Origin of the sequence: Aliivibrio salmonicida LFI1238 (assembly GCF_000196495.1) — a bacterium.
In the GTDB taxonomy this organism is placed as follows: Bacteria; Pseudomonadota; Gammaproteobacteria; order Enterobacterales; family Vibrionaceae; genus Aliivibrio; species Aliivibrio salmonicida.
In genome coordinates this window covers 835,893-856,063 of record NC_011313.1, presented here as the reverse complement: position 1 = coordinate 856,063, position 20,171 = coordinate 835,893, and the positions used below count along the sequence as shown (strand labels likewise).

The 20,171-nt window shown below is 38.7% G+C and carries 16 protein-coding genes and 1 pseudogene; 8 read left to right on the top strand and 9 right to left on the bottom strand.

The window, feature by feature from the left end; translation table 11 throughout:
* Positions 1–22: 22 nt before the first annotated feature.
* The 3 genes from VSAL_RS20060 to VSAL_RS20050 all read right to left on the bottom strand — a co-directional run bounded on the left by VSAL_RS20060 (position 23) and on the right by VSAL_RS20050 (position 1,773).
* Positions 23–904 (bottom strand): IS982-like element ISVsa6 family transposase, encoded by an 882-nt coding sequence (locus VSAL_RS20060; protein ID WP_012548944.1) that lies wholly within the window; start codon positions 902–904, stop codon positions 23–25.
* Positions 905–1,061: 157 nt separating this feature from the next.
* Positions 1,062–1,250: a DUF2986 domain-containing protein gene (locus VSAL_RS20055; protein ID WP_012552066.1), complete on the bottom strand. Its 189-nt coding sequence runs from the start codon at positions 1,248–1,250 to the stop codon at positions 1,062–1,064.
* A 4-nt stretch (positions 1,251–1,254) separates the two neighbouring features.
* Positions 1,255–1,773, bottom strand: a complete 519-nt coding sequence (locus tag VSAL_RS20050; RefSeq protein WP_012552065.1) for a DUF2058 domain-containing protein — start codon at positions 1,771–1,773, stop codon at positions 1,255–1,257.
* Positions 1,774–1,890: 117 nt separating this feature from the next.
* Here VSAL_RS20050 and VSAL_RS20045 point away from each other — a divergent pair, with 117 nt between their 5' ends.
* The 7 genes from VSAL_RS20045 (at position 1,891) to VSAL_RS20015 (ending at position 12,624) form a co-directional block, all read left to right on the top strand.
* The gene (locus VSAL_RS20045) at positions 1,891–2,199 is read left to right on the top strand and encodes a cysteine-rich CWC family protein (RefSeq protein ID WP_012552064.1); all 309 of its coding nucleotides are present in this window, start codon (positions 1,891–1,893) and stop codon (positions 2,197–2,199) included.
* Positions 2,200–2,530: 331 nt separating this feature from the next.
* Complete coding sequence (gene torE, locus VSAL_RS20040) at positions 2,531–2,707, top strand: trimethylamine N-oxide reductase system protein TorE (protein ID WP_012552063.1); 177 nt, start codon at positions 2,531–2,533, stop codon at positions 2,705–2,707.
* Between the two features lie 63 nt (positions 2,708–2,770).
* The gene (gene torC / locus VSAL_RS20035; RefSeq protein WP_012552062.1) at positions 2,771–3,949 is read left to right on the top strand and encodes a pentaheme c-type cytochrome TorC; all 1,179 of its coding nucleotides are present in this window, start codon (positions 2,771–2,773) and stop codon (positions 3,947–3,949) included.
* Between the two features lie 23 nt (positions 3,950–3,972).
* Entirely contained in the window at positions 3,973–6,435 is a 2,463-nt protein-coding gene (gene torA, locus VSAL_RS20030; protein WP_012552061.1) for a trimethylamine-N-oxide reductase TorA, read from the top strand.
* A gap of 239 nt (positions 6,436–6,674) precedes the next feature.
* A complete protein-coding gene (locus tag VSAL_RS20025) occupies positions 6,675–8,660 on the top strand; it encodes a methyl-accepting chemotaxis protein (RefSeq protein ID WP_012552060.1) in 1,986 nt (661 codons plus the stop codon).
* Between the two features lie 274 nt (positions 8,661–8,934).
* The gene (locus VSAL_RS20020; protein WP_044583588.1) at positions 8,935–10,671 is read left to right on the top strand and encodes a glycoside hydrolase family 36 protein; all 1,737 of its coding nucleotides are present in this window, start codon (positions 8,935–8,937) and stop codon (positions 10,669–10,671) included.
* A gap of 219 nt (positions 10,672–10,890) precedes the next feature.
* Positions 10,891–12,624 carry a methyl-accepting chemotaxis protein gene (locus VSAL_RS20015; RefSeq protein WP_044583662.1) on the top strand — a complete coding sequence of 578 codons (1,734 nt, stop codon included), beginning with the start codon at positions 10,891–10,893 and terminating at the stop codon, positions 12,622–12,624.
* A gap of 12 nt (positions 12,625–12,636) precedes the next feature.
* On the opposite strand, the pseudogene VSAL_RS20010 reads toward VSAL_RS20015, so the two are convergent.
* From VSAL_RS20010 to gcvH, 5 genes and pseudogenes are all read right to left on the bottom strand, one after another.
* Positions 12,637–14,124 (bottom strand): annotated as a pseudogene (locus VSAL_RS20010) (IS66-like element ISVsa2 family transposase).
* 71 nt (positions 14,125–14,195) lie between these two features.
* Positions 14,196–14,543, bottom strand: coding sequence for an IS66 family insertion sequence element accessory protein TnpB (tnpB, locus tag VSAL_RS20005; protein ID WP_012548924.1), 348 nt, complete (start codon positions 14,541–14,543; stop codon positions 14,196–14,198).
* Entirely contained in the window at positions 14,540–14,854 is a 315-nt protein-coding gene (gene tnpA, locus VSAL_RS20000) for an IS66 family insertion sequence element accessory protein TnpA (protein WP_012548925.1), read from the bottom strand. The genes tnpB and tnpA overlap by 4 nt, the downstream gene beginning before the upstream one ends.
* A 186-nt stretch (positions 14,855–15,040) precedes the next feature.
* A complete protein-coding gene (gcvP, locus tag VSAL_RS19995) occupies positions 15,041–17,908 on the bottom strand; it encodes an aminomethyl-transferring glycine dehydrogenase (RefSeq protein ID WP_012552059.1) in 2,868 nt (955 codons plus the stop codon).
* A 23-nt stretch (positions 17,909–17,931) separates the two neighbouring features.
* Positions 17,932–18,312, bottom strand: coding sequence for a glycine cleavage system protein GcvH (gene gcvH, locus VSAL_RS19990; RefSeq protein WP_012552058.1), 381 nt, complete (start codon positions 18,310–18,312; stop codon positions 17,932–17,934).
* Between the two features lie 296 nt (positions 18,313–18,608).
* Here gcvH and VSAL_RS19985 point away from each other — a divergent pair, with 296 nt between their 5' ends.
* Positions 18,609–19,217, top strand: a complete 609-nt coding sequence (locus tag VSAL_RS19985; protein ID WP_085941886.1) for a helix-turn-helix domain-containing protein — start codon at positions 18,609–18,611, stop codon at positions 19,215–19,217.
* Positions 19,218–19,271: 54 nt separating this feature from the next.
* Here the strand turns inward: VSAL_RS19985 and VSAL_RS19980 are convergent, their stop codons facing one another.
* The gene (locus tag VSAL_RS19980) at positions 19,272–20,153 is read right to left on the bottom strand and encodes an IS982-like element ISVsa6 family transposase (protein ID WP_012550319.1); all 882 of its coding nucleotides are present in this window, start codon (positions 20,151–20,153) and stop codon (positions 19,272–19,274) included.
* Between the last annotated feature and the right edge of the window lie 18 nt (positions 20,154–20,171).

Sequence of the window (20,171 nt, the reverse complement as noted above, 5' to 3'; positions counted from 1 at the left end):
TGAATTCTGGATAAAACATGCTTTAAGCGAGGATTAGTTCAAATTCACATTCTGATAGCTTAATTCGTGGCTTTTGTTTTTTTAAACAATAAGCCACAACGCCTGAAATTACATTTAGCATGAAACCAGTCACGCTACGATGACGGCTATGTTCAATTTGAGAGATATTCTTCAATTGGTCATTTATCGTTTCGATAATGTATCTCTTTGATAACATAGCCTTATCAAAAGCACTTATCTCTTTTGCTTTCATGTTTTTTCGCGAGGTAGTCACTAAATCGACATCAGAGTTCTTTAAGCTCTCACTCAACTTTTTACCTATGTACCCTTTATCAGCGTACAATTTCCCCGAGAGTTCTTTGCATAAATCAGGTACAGGAGTCCTATCATTTACATTGCCAGCTGTGATTTTCAGCGAAATAATTTCTCCAAGATGGTTAATCAATAAATGAAGTTTGAAGCCGAAAAACCATCCCATGGTACCTTTTCCTCTTTTCGCAACACCATCAAAGACTTTATGGCGAGGAATTCGAATGTTATGGCATACTTTAAGACTCGTGGAGTCAACAAAAGCAATGCCAGTCGGCTTACCTTTGATAGATTGAAAATAGGCACACATTGGGGCGATTAGGCTAGGCATTTTGCTCACAAATCGAGTGTAGCTAAGTAAATTTGGAAAGTATCCTTTCCAATATTGATGAACTAACCCGATATAGAAGTTCTTGAAATCTCTATGATTTGATTGATGAAAAGCGATGACAATAGTCATACATTCACTAGTAGACATTACTGACTGACGTTTTCTTTTTCTCTCACTAGCCTCAACAAGGTATTTTTCCCATTGAGATAAGAATTGATAACAAAAATCATCGACATCACAAAATATATCAACTAATTTATTCATCTTGCCCACCTTTTAAAATACGTTCAAATAATTCTTGGTCGAAAGATCTGATCGTTAGGTGGGCAATTAGTTCAGCCTTATCCAGAATTCAGGTTAGTTATTAAAAAAGCCTCATCGTTTATCATAAACGATGAGGCTTTTTTGTATCAGGAGGAAATTACTCTTCTGACGGTGTTACTTGTTCTGTGTTTTCTGTTTCTACCGTTGCTTGTTCTGCTTCAAGAGCCATTTTTTCACGATCTGCTTTACAGATGTATTTTGGCTTATTGTGCGCACGGCTATTTTTTGTTTGAGTTCTACGGTGTTTTTTTAATAGCGTTTCTTTAATCTTATTTTTACGGCTCATTGTATTACCACATTAAATCATCAGGAATAACGAACTCAGCGTATGGGTCGTCTTCATCTTGCGCATCTTCCGCTATTACGTTGTTAAGTACAACAACAGATTTATCGCGCAGAGTAATCTTATCGGCAACGCCAGCGGGAACGACTTCGTAATCTTCATTAAAATGAACAATAGCTAAGCGACCAGCAACCAATTGAGTTTGCATTGTTTTATCAACGTACATTTTTTTGACGAGTACGCCATCAGTAAAGTTATAACCGATATCACCGTGTGTGCGATCCAGTTTATTTGCTGAGATAAGTTGTTTGATTTGAGCAAGTAATTCTTTCTGGTCTTTCTCTGCTTTGTGTTGTGCGCTCAATTCTTTGTCTTTTTCAGCTTGAGCAGCTTTGTTTAATTCAACCGCCGCTTTTGCTTCACGATTTTGAACACGAGATTTTTTTGAAGCTTTCTTTGCTTTTGCTACTTTGTTTTGGTTCACTAACCCAGCTTTTAGCATTTGCTCTTGTAAGCTTAGCGCCATAATTGTTCCTAATGATTAATTTGTATAATTCTTATTATTATCCCATGAGTCGTATGGGATTAAAAGATACCGTGTTAAATAAGCACCCTCCTAGTTGATGTAAAGAGAGATAAAGTAATGAAAACACCTTGTATAGCAGCCTGTAAAAATGAAGGCGGTATCTGTATTGGCTGCAAACGCACCATCACTGAAATTATTGAATGGAAATCAATGACCGATGAAAACCGAGATAAAGTGATGGATCGATTGTCGGGTAAATCGTCTTCTCATGAGTGTCCTGAATGCCAAAAACCGGCTCAATGTGACATCAAAATGGGAAAGGAAACGTGTTGGTGTTTTGATCTAGAAACACGAGATGTAGGCATCGTTTCTGAGAATTCTGCTTGTTTATGCCAACATTGTTTAGCAAAGAAGCCTATAGCGTGATATTTACGTGCTACTCTATAAATAGTTGAAGTTTATTGATATGGGTCAATTATCGACGTTGATTATTTGACCTACTCCTTAGTAGTATTTAACAAGTTTAACAATTATTACATAAAATTAATTTGTCACAACTATTAACATTAATTCATATAACTTTTCAATTTAATACATCTCTGGATGAGCGCAAAAAAGTTGTGTTTAAAAGGAGTTATCGTAAAAAATTAATTGAAGCACTAATTTGTGAGGGATTAAAATCTACAGCAAATAAGTTCGACAACTTGTTAACATTTTCTATATTTATAAAGTAGAAAAATAACTAGGAATAAAAATTATGAGCAATGCAGTAAAGCAAAACGATGGAGCTGAACGTTCTTCTGAATGGAAAGCTTTTCTCTTCATCACAGTTGTTCTTTTCCCAATTCTAAGTGTGGGTGTGGTTGGTGCGTACGGTTTCTCTGTGTGGATAGCACAGGCGCTGTTTTTTGGTATGCCAGGTCACGGCGGTTAATTCTCAATTTTTAAGAATGCGGCCGCTACAACGAATTAGAATTATATAAAAAGAGAAGCAATTATGATGTCATTACTTAAAAAAGCTTGGTCGGTTTTCGCTCGACCAAGTGTACATATCGGCTTGGGTGTTCTTACCCTTGGTGGTTTTGTTGCGGGTGTTATTTTCTGGGGTGGTTTTAACGTTGCGTTAGAAGCAACCAACACAGAAGAATTTTGTGTGAGCTGTCACGCTGATAACATCTTACCTGAATACAAAGGAACTATTCACGATAAGAACCGTTCTGGTGTTCGTGCTACCTGTCCTGATTGTCACGTTCCACACGATTGGACTTCTAAAATTGCTCGTAAGATGAAAGCAAGTAAAGAAGTATTCGCTCATTTAGTTGGTACAATTGATACCCCTGAGAAATTTGAAGAGCGTCGTATCGTTTTAGCCCAGCATGAATGGGACCGTTTTAGCGCAAACAAATCTCTTGAATGTCGTAACTGTCATGATTATGACGGTATGGATTTCTCTAAAATGAAACCAACGGCACGTATCCAAATGCAAGGCGCGAAAGAGCGTGACCAAAGTTGTGTCGATTGTCATAAAGGTATTGCACATAACCTTCCTGCAAATATGGACAGTTCTGGTGGCATGGTAAGTGAACTTAGCCAGCTAGCAAGTAATACTAAATATGAAGATGGTCAAACTTACGTTTCTGTTCGTCACCTTCCAATGTATGAAGATGAAAAACTAACGATTGAAGCGGGTCTATTAAACCCTGCCTCTCAAGTAACTGTACTTGAAGAGAAAGGCGATGCAATGAAAGTTGCGATTGATGGTTGGCGTAAAGTTAAAGGCTTCGGTCGTGTTATCCAAGAAGATTTTGGTATGAACATCGCGGTTGGTGCTTTGCTTAAAGGCGCAGCTCAAAACGACAAAATCGTTGAGAAATTTGAAACTAAAGTTGATGACCTAACGGGTCTACCTTGGCAGCGTGTTACTGTTGATGTATGGATGAAGAAAGAAGATTTCTTATCTGATTACACTACGGTTTGGCAAAAAGCGGAAGAGTCATACAAAACAAACTGTTCTGTATGTCACACTCAACCAGCTGAAGGTCACTTTGATTCAAACACATGGCCTGGTATGTTTGACGGTATGATGGCATTCGTTAACTTCGATACAGACAGTAAGTCACTTGTATTGAAATACCTTCAAAAACACTCTTCAGATTTTTCTGACGAAAAACACTAAGAATTAACGGAGTAGATAGCATTATGTCTATTAGCAGAAGAAGTTTTCTAAAAGGTGTTGCAACAACAAGTGCAGTATCTTTAGTAGGTCCTAGCCTACTAATGTCTTCAAAAGTAAGCGCGGCTGAAACGACTGGCACATGGCGTACATCTGGCTCGCATTGGGGTGCATTCCGTGCACACATCTATGCGGGTAAAGTACAAGAAATTAAAGCACTAGAGATGGATAAACATCCAACAGATATGTTGAATGGCATCAAAGGTATTATCTACAGCCCAAGCCGTGTACGTTACCCAATGGTTCGTGTTGATTGGCTGAAGAAACACAAATACTCGGCTGAAACTCGTGGTAATAACCGTTTCATCCGTGTGACTTGGGATGAAGCGCTAGATTTATTCTACCGTGAGCTTGAGCGTGTTCAAAAAGATTACGGTCCATGGGCGTTGCATGCAGGTCAAACTGGTTGGAACCAAACAGGTTCTTTCCATAACTGTACTGCTCAAATGCAACGTGCTGTTGGTATGCATGGTAACTTCATCAAGAAAGTAGGTGACTACTCGACGGGTGCTGGCCAAACAATCATGCCGTATGTTCTAGGTTCAACAGAAGTATACGCACAGGGTACTTCTTGGTCTGAAATCCTAGAGCACAGTGATAACATTATTCTTTGGGCGACCGATCCAGTTAAAAACCTACAAGTAGGTTGGAACTGTGAAACGCACGAAGCATTTGCTTACCTTGATCAGCTAAAAGAAAAAGTAGCTGATGGTAAGATCAATGTGATCTCTGTTGACCCAGTTAAAAACAAAACTCAGCGTTTCTTAGACAATGAGCACATGTACATTAATCCACAATCAGATGTGGCGTTCATGCTTGCTGTTGCTTATACGCTATACACTGAGAATTTATATGATAAGCAATTCATCGATACTTACTGCTTAGGTTTTGATGAGTTCATGCAATACGTGCTTGGTGAAACGAAAGATAAAGTCGTTAAAACACCTGAATGGGCATCTGATATCTGTGGTTTGTCTCCAGAGCGTATTCGTGAATTTGCGAAAATGATGGCGACAGGTCGTACACAAATCTTATTTGGATGGTGTATCCAACGTCAACAACACGGTGAGCAACCATACTGGATGGGTACGGTTCTATCTGCAATGACAGGTCAAATCGGTCTTGCAGGTGGCGGTGTGTCTTACAGTCACCACTATTCAAGTGTTGGTGTTCCTTCTACTGGTTTTGCTGGCCCTGGTGGTTTCCCACGTAACGTGGATCAAGGTAACAAGCCTAAGTGGGATAACAATGACTTTAATGGTTACAGCAATACGATCCCAGTAGCTCGTTGGATTGACTGTCTATTAGAACCAGGTAAAGAAATCCGTTATAACGGTAATAAAGTGATATTACCTGATTTCAAAATGATGGTTATTTCTGGTAACAACCCTTGGCATCACCACCAAGATCGTAACCGTATGAAGAAAGCATTCCAAAAACTTCAAACGGTTGTAACGATTGATTTCACATGGACAGCAACGTGTCGTTTCTCTGACATAGTGCTTCCTGCATGTACGCAATGGGAACGTAACGATATTGACCAATACGGTTCATACTCTGCTCGTGGTCTTGTTGCAATGCATAAATTGGTTGATCCATTATTCCAATCACGATCTGATTTTGAGATCATGACTGAACTAACACGCCGTTTTGGTCGCCATAAAGAATACACTCGTGATATGGATGAGATGGAGTGGGTTCGTTCACTTTACGCTGAGTGCCGTACTGCGAATGAAGGCAAATTTGATATGCCTGAGTTTGATGTATTCTGGGAAAAAGGTGTTCTTGACTTTGGTGAAGGTAAACCATGGGTTCGCCACGCTGATTTCCGTAAAGATCCTGAAGTGAATGCATTAGGCACACCTTCTGGTTTCATTGAAATCACAAGTCGTAAGATTGCTCGTTTTGGCTACGAAGAATGTCAAGGTCACCCAATGTGGTTCGAGAAATCTGAACGCTCACACGGTGGTCCTGGCTCTAAGAAACACCCATTCTGGATGCAGTCTTGTCACCCTGATAAGCGTTTGCACTCACAAATGTGTGATTCTGAAGAATTCCGCGCCACTTACACAGTACAAGGTCGTGAGCCTGTATACCTAAACCCACAAGATGCTAAAGCAAAAGGCATCAAAGATGGTGATTTAGTTCGTGTATTTAATGACCGTGGTCAGCTTCTTGCTGGTGCTGTTCTTACTGATAGCTATCCTAGCGGCGTTATTCGTATTGAAGAAGGTGCATGGTACGGCCCTCTAAATGAAAAAGTTGGCGCTATCTGTACTTACGGCGATCCAAACACCTTAACGCAAGATATCGCATCATCTGAGCTTGCTCAGGCGACATCTGCGAACACATGTTTGGTAGATTACGAGAAGTTTACAGGTAAAGTTCCACCAGTAACCTCGTTCGGTGGTCCAATTATTGTTGAATAAGACAATAAAAGTTAACTAATTAAAAAGCACCTAAATATAGGTGCTTTTTTTATATATGCCATTCATATAACATATTGATTTACAGTTTAAAATTATGATTCTTAGCCTGATTGATAATATAGCGTAATTGAATTTTATTTTTTATAAAACACCGTTAATTTCTCTATGAGAAAGGCAATATATGTATTATGCTCTCGCCGAAAATTCCACACTGGTGGAATGTGTAGGATAGAACCATAATGCTGCAAAAGTTACTAAGTAATCTAAAAACAAAATATCAAATTTTAGTTCCAGTATTAGTGACTATCATTGTCATGATGGTAGCCATTTTTTTAGTTAACGCTAAATTAGAATCAACAAACCATAACGTACAAGTTTCCGAATATAGAAGTACCCAACTAAGCAATATCTCAGTCGCAGAATCACGTTTACTTTTTTTAAGGTTGAGTGTTGCTGCAACTTTTACTGATCTTGAATTATTAAAAACCATTGATTTTGATAATGTGGTTTCTGAATTGCGCTTAAACTTTACAAGCATGGTAGAGCAACAAAGAATATTGCAAGATCTCGGCGCAACCGTTAAGACACCAGAACAACTTCAGAGAGAAGTCGGTGACATACTGTCTCAGCTTGAAGGTTATAAAGAATTAGCAAATAGTATTATTTTTTATAATGACACTAAAGTGAAAGAGTGGGGGAACTCTATTTACTTAACAACGCCAATTCAACAAGCGAATGAATTGATGTTGGCGGCCACACTCAGTGAAGAAGAGCAAGCATATTGGACCAAAGTACTTCTTGAGCTTTACAATAGCGCAGGCAGTATTGAAATACATATGACGTCACTCTTTAATGAAGACTTATTTACTTCAATCAGTAAAATGGCAAGAATTGATATTGTAAATGACCAATTTTCAACACTATTTAAATTGATTGAGCCTTTAAAAAACACAGAAGCAAAAAATATCATGTCTTCTGTATTTAAATCTCAATCAGACATGAATTTGGTGCTGTGGAATGCGACCAACAACATTGAGCAAAGCAAAAAGAGTTTGGTTGATCTTGGTGGCGTAATGTATCGAGAATTAAGTGACGAAAGAGAACGTTTGTCTTTAATGAACCAAAAAATATCATCAACGAATATGAAGTTAATTTCTGAAAGTCAGAATTTATTATTTGTTGCAATGCTAATTACAGTGGTTGTATCGTTAATTATTGGGATGATTATTGCTCATATCGTTACAAAACCAATCTTGATTCTTCAAGAGCAAATGTCAGACATTTCTAATGGTCGATTAGATTCATTAAATCATCAATCAAATAATAATGAGATTGGTGAATTATGTAAGAATACGGATAGCACAGTTATTCGTCTTCAAGAAATGATCAGTAGCTTACGTAATGTTGGGGAAGAAGTCTCTTCGTCATCGACAGAACTTGCCGCTATCATGGTACAAAGTGAAGCGAATGCCTCAGATCAAAAATCACAAGTCGATTTAATCGCTACGGCTATTACTGAACTTGCGGCGTCGGCAAACCAAGTGGATGAATCTGCGAATCAAGCGGACATGAAAGCAAGAGAAGTACTTATCATGAGCCGTGATGGGGCTAAATCAGCGTCAGAAGGGGTAAAGTTAAGCCAAGACCTTGCGAACCAAATGGACGGCACATCAAGCGAAGTGATGATTCTTAAAGATCAAACTGATCGTATTAGTGAAGTGATTACGGTTATTGATTCAATCTCAGAGCAAACGAATTTACTGGCACTGAATGCCGCCATTGAGGCTGCTCGTGCGGGTGAAAGCGGAAGAGGCTTTGCGGTTGTTGCTGATGAGGTTCGAGTGCTTGCCGCTAAAACTCAACAATCAACACAAAACATCCAAAACATTATTAATGACTTACAACAAAAGTCATTAAACGTGGTTGATTCCGTAAATCAGTCAATAGAGATGATTCACCAAACTGCCCAGATGAGTATTGATACGAATAATCAGTTATTAAATATTTCTGATTCTATCGAGATGATATCGCAAACAAACTCTGAGATGGCAACCGCCGCCAATGAGCAAAATAGAGCGATTGAATCCATCAGTGAAAACGTCAATGTGATTACTGAAAGTATTAATCAAAATGTTGAAGGCATTAAAGAGTCAACTCAAGCTAGCCAACATTTATCTGAATTATCTGAAAACCAAAGAGAGCAGTTAACGTTCTTTAAATTATAATTCTCATAAAACAATATAACGATAAAGGCCAGTATTTAATTATTCTGGCCTTTATTATAAATAGAATATGAAAAGATTTTACCTTGTAATGACGAATGCAAAATTGTTGAGTGTATATTCAATCCTTCCTTCAAAACAGGCTCTAAACTGCCCGTATTTCAAGCGTGATACAGTAGTATAATAATTCGCATTACATTAAGATGTAACGCAGATATAAATGAACTGTTTTAATACTAAATTTAATGAAACGGTCAGAAATTTAAAGGGTTTATGTATGAATTCTATGATCTTCTCAAGTACTCAAGAAGCCATTCCTGTTCAAAATGATATCGTGTATGAATTACACGATGACCAAATTACAATGCGCTTTGCCGGCATTCATAACCTCCCAATAAATGACCATTTCTTGGTTCTTCAATTTGCAACTCAGCTTGAGCATGATGCCAAAATTCTTGGTGATGGTTTTCAAATGCTTGCTCAAACTGGCGGCACTGTCAGTGACCCTCAAGACATTGGACGTTGCCCTGATAACAGTGCGAGCTATCGTTTATATCCTGAAAAAGCAAAGAAGCGTTTTTATAATTATCTGGTTATTGAACAATCGGATGGATTTACCTTGTTTGGTTATACGTCTTGTTTTCGTTTTGCTGGTTATTTTGAAATCCATAATTATCAAGGTGAGATGAGTGTTATGGCCTTCCTTGATGGTGAAGATACTCGCCCACAAGATTGGGCAAGCAATCAAATGGAAGCATTGACAGTATTAAAAGCGGACAGTTTGGCTGAAGTCTATGAATTGTATGCCGATAAAGTTCAACAGCAACACCCTATTCGTGCAGGGGTAAAAAAAGACGCACCAGTAGGTTGGTGTTCTTGGTATGCCTATTATGCAGAAGTTACAGAAGAGAATATTCTCGATAATGTTGAAATCATGTGTAATGAGCAAACAGAATTAGAGTGGGTGCTATTAGATGATGGTTATCAAGCATTCATGGGGGATTGGTTAACGCCATCAGATAAGTTTCCTAATGGTATCCAATCGTTATTACAATCCATCAAAGAGAAGGGAAAAAAGCCTGCTATTTGGATGGCTCCCTTCATTGCTCAAGCTGAATCTGATGTTTTTAAAAATAATCCTGATTGGTTTGTTCGTCATGCGAATGGTGACTTATTAAAAGCAGAAGACATTACTTACGGTGGTTGGCGTTGCACACCGTGGTACATTCTTGATACTTCAAAATTAGCGGTTCAATGCCACCTAACCGAAGTTGTCCGCACAATGAAAGAAGAGTGGGGCGTTGAGTTATTTAAGCTGGATGCGAACTACTGGGGCAGTCTGCGTGGCGAGCGAGTACAATCGGGTATTACTGGTGTTGAGGCTTACCGACTAGGTATGCAGGCTATTATAAATGGAGCAGGTGATGCCTTAATTTTAGGGTGTAACGCGCCAATGTGGCCATCGTTAGGGTTAGTCGATGCCATGCGAGTTTCTGATGATGTAGAGCGTCATGCTGAGCGATTTGAACAAATCGCAAAAGAGACATTTTATCGCAGTTGGCAACACCGTAAATTATGGCAAATTGATCCTGATTGCATCACATTAACGTCATTGCCTAATCAAGGTGCAGAGCGTAAATATTATGACTTTCATCGAAATGTGATTCTTGCTTCTGGTGGTTTAAGCTTATCTGGTGATCCATTACCAGAGTTAAATAACTTTGCTAAAAAGACATGGAAGAACTTACTGTCACGCCAGAGATTAACTCAAGAATCGGCTCAGTTTAAATCGCTATCAAATTGTCATGGGACGTTACGATTAAATAATCAACATGAGTTACATTGTTTATTTAATTATGAAGAAGAAGCGATGGAAGTGACTTTAGTTGCTGATCAACCGTCTATTTGGCGTGATTTTTGGACTGGAGAGCAATTAAATGAAGAGCCAAATCAGATGCTATTACTTGCCTTAGAGGCTGGATTAAGTAGCCGGGCTATTCTGGTTTCTAATTAAACGTTCTCATATAATTTGAAATTAAGGATGTTATTTCCAATGTAAGGAATTAGCATCCTTTTTTTATAAAAAGATCTAAAATATCCAAGAATATCGTGATTTAAAGTTATGAAATATAGAGATTAATTTTTATTATCACGTTTTTTGTCATTTGAAATTAATAATACGGGTTCATATACTTCAACGCCATTTCCAATGAGCAGGTTTACAAAGTAGTTTATGAGCAGTATTAATCGTTTTTTATTAAATATCCCCCTAAGATTTCAGATCCTCTTTCCACCGCTATTTGCCGTTATTGTCATGATTGCATCAATGATGATTATTTCGTCTGCAATGAACCAATCGGTAAATAATTCTGAGGTATTGAATGTACGTTTAAAGGAAATGACTTACTTATCTAGTGGTGAGATGAAGATCCTTGAAATATTTAGTGAAGTAAATCGTTCGTTATCTAACCCAGAAGCATTGAAAAATATTGATCAATCCATTTTTAATAAAATGCAGAATATTAATCAAGATTTTACTGATATAGCAACAGAGCACGAGAAAATTAAGAATGAAAAGCATACAACACAGCAATTAATCACTGATTTAAGTTATATCACTGATTTATTAAAACGCATTGCTTTTATTATTAAAGACAACCAAAAAATTTCAGATGAAATGCAAATGTCTTGGTCTAAATTACCCTATTTAAGTGATTCTATTGAGCTGTTAAGTAAACAAGGAAAAGGTTCAAATATTGTTACACATCAGCATGAATGGTTAGAAATAGAAGAGGCTTTATATTCTTCATCAGAAGTGCTTCAAATGAAGTTAAGCTCCCTCTACAACTTTAACAGTACTGAAGGGGATGATGATATTATTCGTGAAGAATTTAAAAAGTTTAATGTAAATATCTCAAAGCTCAATGAAAGTGAATCTAAAACGATCATTAAGAAAAGAATTGGCCATCTATATTCAATATATACTCTTTTTTCAAATTTAAGAGCAAACTTAGATAACAATACAAACGAACTGTATAACCTTGAAAACGATATTAATTTAGTAATAAAAACACAAGTATCTCGAATTAATACAATCAGTCGAAATTTATCAAAAGACAGTATTGAGCTTATCTTCTCGAGTAAAAAACTGATAATGATGTCGATGATTTGCTTTACGTTATTGACGATGTTAATCACTTGGATAACGATAAAAACAATTGTAAATCCAATCAGAGTCTTAAAAAACCAGATTGAGTCACTCTCTCAAGGCGAATTAAATAACCTTAATTCTTTAACTGGAAGTAATGAGATTGCAGACCTATGCCAGAATACTGATAAGACAGTGAATCATTTGCATAAAATCGTTGAAGTATTGAGAGGCGTTGCTTCTGAAGTATCTTCATCATCATCAAACTTAAATGTATTAATGAGCGTTAATGAAAAAAACATCTTAGAAGAAAAATGCCAGATTGATCTTATTGCGGCGGCAATTACGGAGTTATCAGCAGCAGCAACTCAAGTTGATCATGTTGCAATGAATGCGGATGAAAGAGCAAAAGAAGTACTTAATTTAAGCCGATCTGGAGCTGAAACTGCATCTATTAGTAGTCAGTTAAGTCAAGAATTAGTACATCAAATGGGGCTGACTGCAAAAGAAGTTGAATCATTGAAAGTCCAATCAGAGCAGATAAGTGAAGTAATCACTGTTATTGATTCTATTTCGGATCAAACCAATCTACTGGCACTTAATGCTGCAATAGAAGCGGCTAGGGCAGGAGAGAGTGGTAGAGGTTTTGCAGTTGTTGCGGATGAAGTAAGAATGTTGGCTGCAAAAACACAGCAATCGACATTAACGATTCAAGAAGTCATTGATCGTTTACAAAATACGTCTAATGATGTGGTTGAGTCTGTTTCTAAATCAATTGAGATTATTAATGAAACGCAGGAAATGACAGATAAAACGTAAGCGTGCGGGGAACTACACCTTGTCTTTTACATTCCAAGGTAAAAGTGAATCGATATCTGGCGATCCAACACATAAACGATCTAGACAATACCTAATATAATCGTAAGGGATTAATCCGTTTGCCTTTGCTGTTTCTACAATGCTGTAAAGCATTGCACTTGAATCTGCACCAGCCGTTGAACCCGAAAATAACCAGTTTTTCCGGCCGATAACAAACGGTTTAACCGCTCGCTCTGCTCGATTGTTATCAATAGATAACAATCCATCATCAATATAACGAACTAATTTATCCTATTGATTTAATGTATAGCTAATCGCCTCACCTAATTTTGTTTTAGGTGATACTCGACTAACTGCGCTATCAAGCCAATCACGGAGCTCTTTAAGTAAATCGCGGGCTTCTGTCTGCCTAGCAACATACTTGGCTTCAGGGGAAGCCTCTTTTAATAACGATTCGATCCGGTATAGCTTTTGGATTTTACTCAATACCCAATCTGCACTCCCTGTTTTCCCTTTTACTTGAACACGTTGAGCCTCAATAAATCGTCGACGTGCGTGTGCCCAACAGCCAACTAAAATCGCTTCAGTTTGTTCATAACCTTGGTAACCATCGGTATGTAAATACCCGTTATAACCTTTTAAAAAGTTAACTGGATGGTAGCCATGCCTGCTAGATTGATAATCATAAAGTACAATTCCAGGCAAAACACCAGAGCCTGGAGAATCATAGCCAGAGCAGTAGACCCACATATAACATTTTGCTTTTTCAACATCCAACACATTTACCGTTGTTTCATCACAATGCAGAGTGGGTTGTTCAAGCAAAATACGATGTAACTCGTTATTAAGAGGGGTAAATAGTACCGAGCATTTTATTAACCAATCCGCCATCGTTCGCCGTCCAATAATGATACCCCATTGCTGAAATAACGTTTCTTGACGATAAAGTGGAAGACTGTATTGAAATTTAGCCGTAATAATTTGAGCAAGTAAACTTGCGGTCGCAATCCCTTTAGGGATTGGTGACGCTGGCATTGGGGCTTGTTTAATGTCTACTGAAGTATTGTTTTTTTCACAATTTCGGCAAGCATATTTAGGACGAACATGTTGAATAACTTCCACTTTAGCTGGTACAAATTCCAACTTTTCACTGATGTCTTTACCCATCGCATGCATCTCTAGACCGCAACACTTACAAGTTTTATCTTTTATGTCGTGGATAATAACAGTACGCGGTAAGTCTTCAGGTAAGCGTTGGCGTTTTGGCTTTTGACGAGTGTAGGTAATCGTTTGTGTGTCATCATTTTCAATGATGATTTCTTCTTCTGTTTCATTGAATAAATCAAATTGAGTCGAGTCAGATTCACTGCTTTTACCAAAGCGCTGATGTTGAGCCAGCCGAAATTGCTCTAGAAGACGGTTATATTTATTTTCAAGCTGAAGCACAAGTGCTTTCAGCTCGTCAATGGTATCAGGAAGTGGTTTTATTTTATCAGTCATGTAGATGACTATATAACGATAATACAGGTAATCAATCGGTTGCCTCCTATTCTTGACTGAGAATCAACTATTTAAAGGGTTGTTTGATAATGTACCGGTTGATGTCCTAAGATATCAAAACCTTGTAATAGCAGTGTCAGTTGCTGCTCTGATAATGCTAACGTATCGTTATTTATATTTCGTGGCCATTTGAAGCGGTCTTCATCTAATCGCTTGTACCATAAAGCGAATCCTGTTTTATCCCAATACAATATTTTGAGTTTATCACGAGGCTTATTGCAAAATATAAATAGAGCATCACTAAACGGTGATAGTTGCATTTCTTGCTCAACAATCACGACAAGGCCATTAATGGCCTTGCGAAAATCGACAAAATCACGATGAAGATAAATGGTGGAAACATCAGTAAATACATTCATGATTGATACCCTTTTAATAAGAGTCCTATCCAGTGAGGTTCAGTATTAGCTGGCAATGTTAATCGCAATTTTCCGATAGAAAGTTGAATATCTGGTAATTGTGGAGTGGCGATGATAGTTGATGTTAACGCTTCTACTTTCAAGAAAGTAGAAGCGTTAATCTTTTGTTTCCATCGTGCTTTACGTGCACTAAATGTCTTTGGCAGAATATTATGGTTACGACAAAATTCAGCGGCACTAAGCTTGCTAGATTGCTGAGATTCAAATAGAGCGTGCCATTGCTCTGGTGTTCTCTTTTTATCTTTTTGCATAATTACGTTCTCGTTAAATGAAAGATCGTAAGATACGCATAATGAATTTTATTTGTTAGGTGTAGTTCCCCGCACGCTTACGTTTCTCTTACCGATAATTGATTTAAAATGCGTTTTTAATGTAAAAAAAAGGTGAACCTTTAAGGTTCACCTTTACTGTATTGTGTTATTTTTTGCAGTGAAAAATTATTCTTCGTAACTATCAATACTTGGGCAAGAACAAATTAAGTTTCGGTCACCGTACACGTTATCAACGCGATTTACCGTTGGCCAATATTTAGATGCTTTTGCTTGAACTGATGGGAAACAAGCCACTTCACGAGTGTATGGGTGATCCCACTCATTAGACATTAGATCAACTTGAGTATGCGGAGCATTCACTAATGGGTTATTGTCTAATGGCCATTCGCCTTGCTGAACTTTATTCATTTCTTCACGGATTGCGATCATTGCTTCACAGAAGCGATCCAATTCGGCTAAGTCTTCAGATTCTGTAGGCTCAATCATTAACGTCCCCGCCACTGGGAACGACATGGTTGGTGCATGGAAACCAAAGTCCATCAAACGTTTCGCAATGTCTTCTTCACTGATCCCTGTCGCCTCTTTAAGCGGACGGATATCAATAATACATTCGTGAGCAATTCGACCATTCGTACCACGGTATAAAACAGGGTAGTGAGGACGTAAACGGTCCATTACGTAGTTCGCATTCAAAATAGCCACTTTAGTCGCTTCAGTCAGACCCATTTCACCCATCATCGCAATGTATGCCCATGAAATAGGAAGAATAGAGGCACTGCCTAGATCCGCAGCAGAAACCGCATAATCTGAACCTTGAACCCCATTTTCAGAGTGACCCGGAAGGAAGGGGGCTAGGTGAGATTTAACACCGATAGGGCCCATACCGGGACCACCGCCGCCATGCGGAATACAGAAGGTTTTATGCAAGTTTAGGTGAGAAACATCAGAGCCAATAAAGCCCGGACTGGTTAAACCAACCTGTGCATTCATGTTGGCACCATCAAGGTACACTTGGCCGCCAGCGTCATGAACCATGTCACACACTTCGCGCACTTGCTCTTCATACACACCGTGTGTAGAAGGGTAAGTGATCATGATGCTTGATAGGTTTTCTTGATGTTTAGCGATTTTTTCAGCCAAATCGATCATGTCGATGTTGCCGTTGTCATCACATTTAACAACTACCACTTTCATTGACACCATTGATGCGGTCGCAGGGTTAGTACCGTGTGCAGAGCTTGGGATCAAGCACACATTACGGTGACCTTCGTTGCGGCTTTCATGGTAACGCTGAATCGCAATTAATCCTGCGTATTCACCAGATGCGCCTGAGTTCGGTTGCAGAGAAAAGTCATCGTAGCCTGTAATTTCACACAGCATCGATTTTAGTGATGTCGCTAACGTAGTGTAACCTGCCGCTTGGTTAAGTGGTGCGAATGGGTGAATACCACCAAATTCAGGCCACGTGACGGGAAGCATTTCAGCCACGGCGTTTAACTTCATGGTACAAGATCCAAGCGGGATCATGCCGTGAGTTAATGAGAAATCTTTGTTTTCCAGTTTTTTCAAATAACGCAGCATTTGTGTTTCGCTGTGATGCGTATTGAACACTGGATGAGTTAAGAACGATGAAGTACGACGACACGCTTCAGGGATTGCAGCAAACTCATCTTGACCAATATCATTTGATAAGCTGTCGCATTCTGCGTTATCAACACCAAATACAGCGAGTAACGCCACTAAATCAGAAACCGTGGTGGTTTCATCAAAGCTAATGCCAAGTTCAGTATCAAACTTACGTAGGTTGATACTTGCAGCGAGTGCTTTGGTGTAAAGAATGTCAGTTTGTTGTTCTGTCTTAACCGTTAACGTATCAAAGAAGTGTTGATGTGCTAATTCAAACCCTGCTGATTGCAGAGATTTTGCTACGATAGCCGTGAAATGATGCACACGACGAGCGATGGTTTTTAGGCCTTCAGGACCGTGATACACCGCGTAGAAAGAGGCCATATTTGCAAGCAGAGCTTGAGCCGTACAAATATTTGATGTCGCTTTTTCACGACGAATATGCTGCTCACGCGTTTGCATTGCCATGCGAAGCGCTTGGTTGCCTTTTGAATCAATAGACACCCCAATCACACGACCCGGCATAGAACGTTTTAGTTTTTCACGTGTTGCCATGAATGCAGCGTGTGGACCGCCGTATCCCATTGGAACACCAAAGCGTTGTGCGCTACCAATTGCTATATCCGCACCCATTTCACCAACAGGTTTAAGAAGTACTGAAGCAAGCAGGTCGGTAGCTACAACCACTAAGGTTTTCTTAGCATGCGCTTGTTCAATCAATGTTGTTAGATCTTTAACTTCACCCGTGGTTCCCGGGTATTGAAGTAGGGCACCAAACACATCATGTGAATCTAAATTTGAGTCAGTATCAACAACAACGTCAAAACCGATGAATTTCGCTCGAGTTTTGATTACCGCTAAGGTTTGTGGATGAACATCATCTGCCACAAAGAAAGTCGAACTCTTGTTTTTACCACCACGTTTACACAGTGTCATGGCTTCAGCTGCTGCGGTCGCTTCATCAAGAAGAGACGCGTTAGCAATATCAAGGCCTGTTAAATCCATTACCATTTGTTGATAATTAAGTAATGCTTCTAAACGACCTTGAGAAATCTCAGGTTGATATGGCGTGTAAGCGGTGTACCAACCTGGGTTTTCGAATACATTACGTAAAATTACATTAGGTGTGTGCGTATTGTAATAACCTTGGCCGATATAGCTTGTGTTCAATGTGTTTTGTTGAGCGATTTGTTTTAACTCAGCAAGCATGGCATTTTCAGAAAGGCCGTGAGGTAATTGCATTGGCTGAGGCAAACGAATTGAGCTTGGTACGGTTTCTTCGATTAATTTTTCTAGTGTTTCAGCGCCAACCGTATTGAGCATATGTTGATGCTGTGAAGAAGCGGGACCATTGTGGCGACGAATAAACTCGTTATCCGTGCCTAATTGTTGAAGAAGCTGACTCATGATCTTAATCCTTTTTGTTATTTTTATTCTTCTTCGATGCTTTCAAGGTATTGATCGCCAGGAATTAAGTTTTCAAGATCACCGTCGTCTGATAGCTTGATTCGAGCAATCCAACCACCTTCATACGGTTCTTCATTGACTAACTCTGGGCTGTCTTCTAATTCTTCGTTGATTTCTACAATCACACCAGAAATAGGTGCGTAAATGTCAGAAGCGGCTTTAACTGATTCAACCAAAGAGAAGTTTTCTCCTGCTGTTACTTCGTCATCAACGTCAGGTAAGTCTACAAATACAACATCACCCAGTAAGCCTTGAGCGTGGTTTGAGATCCCAACCGTTACCGTACCGTCGCCATTTTCACGTACCCATTCGTGGCTTGCTGTAAATTTAAGATCTTTTTCCATGATTCTTCTCCAGTGTGAGTTGCTATTAGCAAATTAGCATTAAGTGAAATCAGAAGTGAGGGCGGTATTAATTACATCCATCACATTACATCTGGTAAACATACAAGTGTGAAATGCAACATTCAACGTCGAAGTTTCCAATAAGAAACTTTGTTTCCCGTTTTGCTACCTAGCGCACTATTTGAGCATCCTTGTTGCCTTTTCTCTCGCAATTTTCCTCTGTAAAGTGAATATTAAGAGCGCTATTTGGATGCTTAATGAGCAAGGAGAGCAACTTGAGTGAACCAAGAAATATAATGACAGAGGCTAAAATCGTTAAAATAGAGAAAAATAACGAAGAGCAACCGATTGCTCCTCTAGATCTTGGTAAAAGATTAAAAGATATTCGTATTCAGCTTGGATTGACGCTTGAAGAAGCCAGCAAGCGAACGGGTTTGGCTCGTTCAACGTTATCAAAAATAGAAAATGAACAAATATCACCCACATTTCAGGCGTTGCAAAAGCTAGCCAGTGGATTGGATATTGATATCCCGCAAATATTTGAGCCGCCAAAGAAAAAAGGCGCGGTAGGAAGACGAGATATCACATTGGCAGAGCAAGGTAAGCCGCATCCAACGGCCACTTATGAACATGAACTGCTGGCGACGCAATTATCCAATAAAAGAATGATGCCATTTAAAAGCCGCATACGTGCTCGAGATTTTAATGCGTACGCAGAATGGGTTCGTCATGACGGAGAAGAGTTTTTATTGGTTCTAGAAGGAGAAGTCTGTTTTTACAGCGAATTCTATGAACCTGTTAATTTATCGGTAGGGGACAGTGTTTATTATGAAGCGAGTATGGGACACGTGCTTATTTCAATCAGTGAAGAAGACGCTCAAATTCTCTGGGTTACGGCCAAATAATACGTAATCAATAAACGCTTACTTAATTAACCTGAATTCTGGATAAAACATGCTTTAAGCGAGGATTAGTTCAAATTCACATTCTGATAGCTTAATTCGTGGCTTTTGTTTTTTTAAACAATAAGCCACAACGCCTGAAATTACATTTAGCATGAAACCAGTCACGCTACGATGACGGCTATGTTCAATTTGAGAGATATTCTTCAATTGGTCATTTATCGTTTCGATAATGTATCTCTTTGATAACATAGCCTTATCAAAAGCACTTATCTCTTTTGCTTTCATGTTTTTTCGCGAGGTAGTCACTAAATCGACATCAGAGTTCTTTAAGCTCTCACTCAACTTTTTACCTATGTACCCTTTATCAGCGTACAATTTCCCCGAGAGTTCTTTGCATAAATCAGGTACAGGAGTCCTATCATTTACATTGCCAGCTGTGATTTTCAGCGAAATAATTTCTCCAAGATGGTTAATCAATAAATGAAGTTTGAAGCCGAAAAACCATCCCATGGTACCTTTTCCTCTTTTCGCAACACCATCAAAGACTTTATGGCGAGGAATTCGAATGTTATAGCATACTTTAAGACTCGTGGAGTCAACAAAAGCAATGCCAGTCGGCTTACCTTTGATAGATTGAAAATAGGCACACATTGGGGCGATTAGGCTAGGCATTTTGCTCACAAATCGAGTGTAGCTAAGTAAATTTGGAAAGTATCCTTTCCAATATTGATGAACTAACCCGATATAGAAGTTCTTGAAATCTCTATGATTTGATTGATGAAAAGCGATGACAATAGTCATACATTCACTAGTAGACATTACTGACTGACGTTTTCTTTTTCTCTCACTAGCCTCAACAAGGTATTTTTCCCATTGAGATAAGAATTGATAACAAAAATCATCGACATCACAAAATATATCAACTAATTTATTCATCTTGCCCACCTTTTAAAA

What these genes read in the sequence shown, in the direction of transcription:
- tnpA (WP_012548925.1), bottom strand. Translation starts at nt 14,854, where the DNA reads ATGCAAAAAGATAAAAAGAGAACACCAGAGCAATGGCACGCTCTATTT.
- VSAL_RS20060 (WP_012548944.1), bottom strand. Translation starts at nt 904, where the DNA reads ATGAATAAATTAGTTGATATATTTTGTGATGTCGATGATTTTTGTTAT.
- gcvH (WP_012552058.1), bottom strand. Translation starts at nt 18,312, where the DNA reads ATGGAAAAAGATCTTAAATTTACAGCAAGCCACGAATGGGTACGTGAA.
- VSAL_RS20020 (WP_044583588.1), top strand. Translation starts at nt 8,935, where the DNA reads ATGAATTCTATGATCTTCTCAAGTACTCAAGAAGCCATTCCTGTTCAA.
- gcvP (WP_012552059.1), bottom strand. Translation starts at nt 17,908, where the DNA reads ATGAGTCAGCTTCTTCAACAATTAGGCACGGATAACGAGTTTATTCGT.
- VSAL_RS20045 (WP_012552064.1), top strand. Translation starts at nt 1,891, where the DNA reads ATGAAAACACCTTGTATAGCAGCCTGTAAAAATGAAGGCGGTATCTGT.
- torC (WP_012552062.1), top strand. Translation starts at nt 2,771, where the DNA reads ATGATGTCATTACTTAAAAAAGCTTGGTCGGTTTTCGCTCGACCAAGT.
- VSAL_RS20055 (WP_012552066.1), bottom strand. Translation starts at nt 1,250, where the DNA reads ATGAGCCGTAAAAATAAGATTAAAGAAACGCTATTAAAAAAACACCGT.
- VSAL_RS19985 (WP_085941886.1), top strand. Translation starts at nt 18,609, where the DNA reads ATGACAGAGGCTAAAATCGTTAAAATAGAGAAAAATAACGAAGAGCAA.
- tnpB (WP_012548924.1), bottom strand. Translation starts at nt 14,543, where the DNA reads ATGAATGTATTTACTGATGTTTCCACCATTTATCTTCATCGTGATTTT.
- VSAL_RS19980 (WP_012550319.1), bottom strand. Translation starts at nt 20,153, where the DNA reads ATGAATAAATTAGTTGATATATTTTGTGATGTCGATGATTTTTGTTAT.
- VSAL_RS20050 (WP_012552065.1), bottom strand. Translation starts at nt 1,773, where the DNA reads ATGGCGCTAAGCTTACAAGAGCAAATGCTAAAAGCTGGGTTAGTGAAC.
- VSAL_RS20015 (WP_044583662.1), top strand. Translation starts at nt 10,891, where the DNA reads ATGAGCAGTATTAATCGTTTTTTATTAAATATCCCCCTAAGATTTCAG.
- torE (WP_012552063.1), top strand. Translation starts at nt 2,531, where the DNA reads ATGAGCAATGCAGTAAAGCAAAACGATGGAGCTGAACGTTCTTCTGAA.
- torA (WP_012552061.1), top strand. Translation starts at nt 3,973, where the DNA reads ATGTCTATTAGCAGAAGAAGTTTTCTAAAAGGTGTTGCAACAACAAGT.
- VSAL_RS20025 (WP_012552060.1), top strand. Translation starts at nt 6,675, where the DNA reads ATGCTGCAAAAGTTACTAAGTAATCTAAAAACAAAATATCAAATTTTA.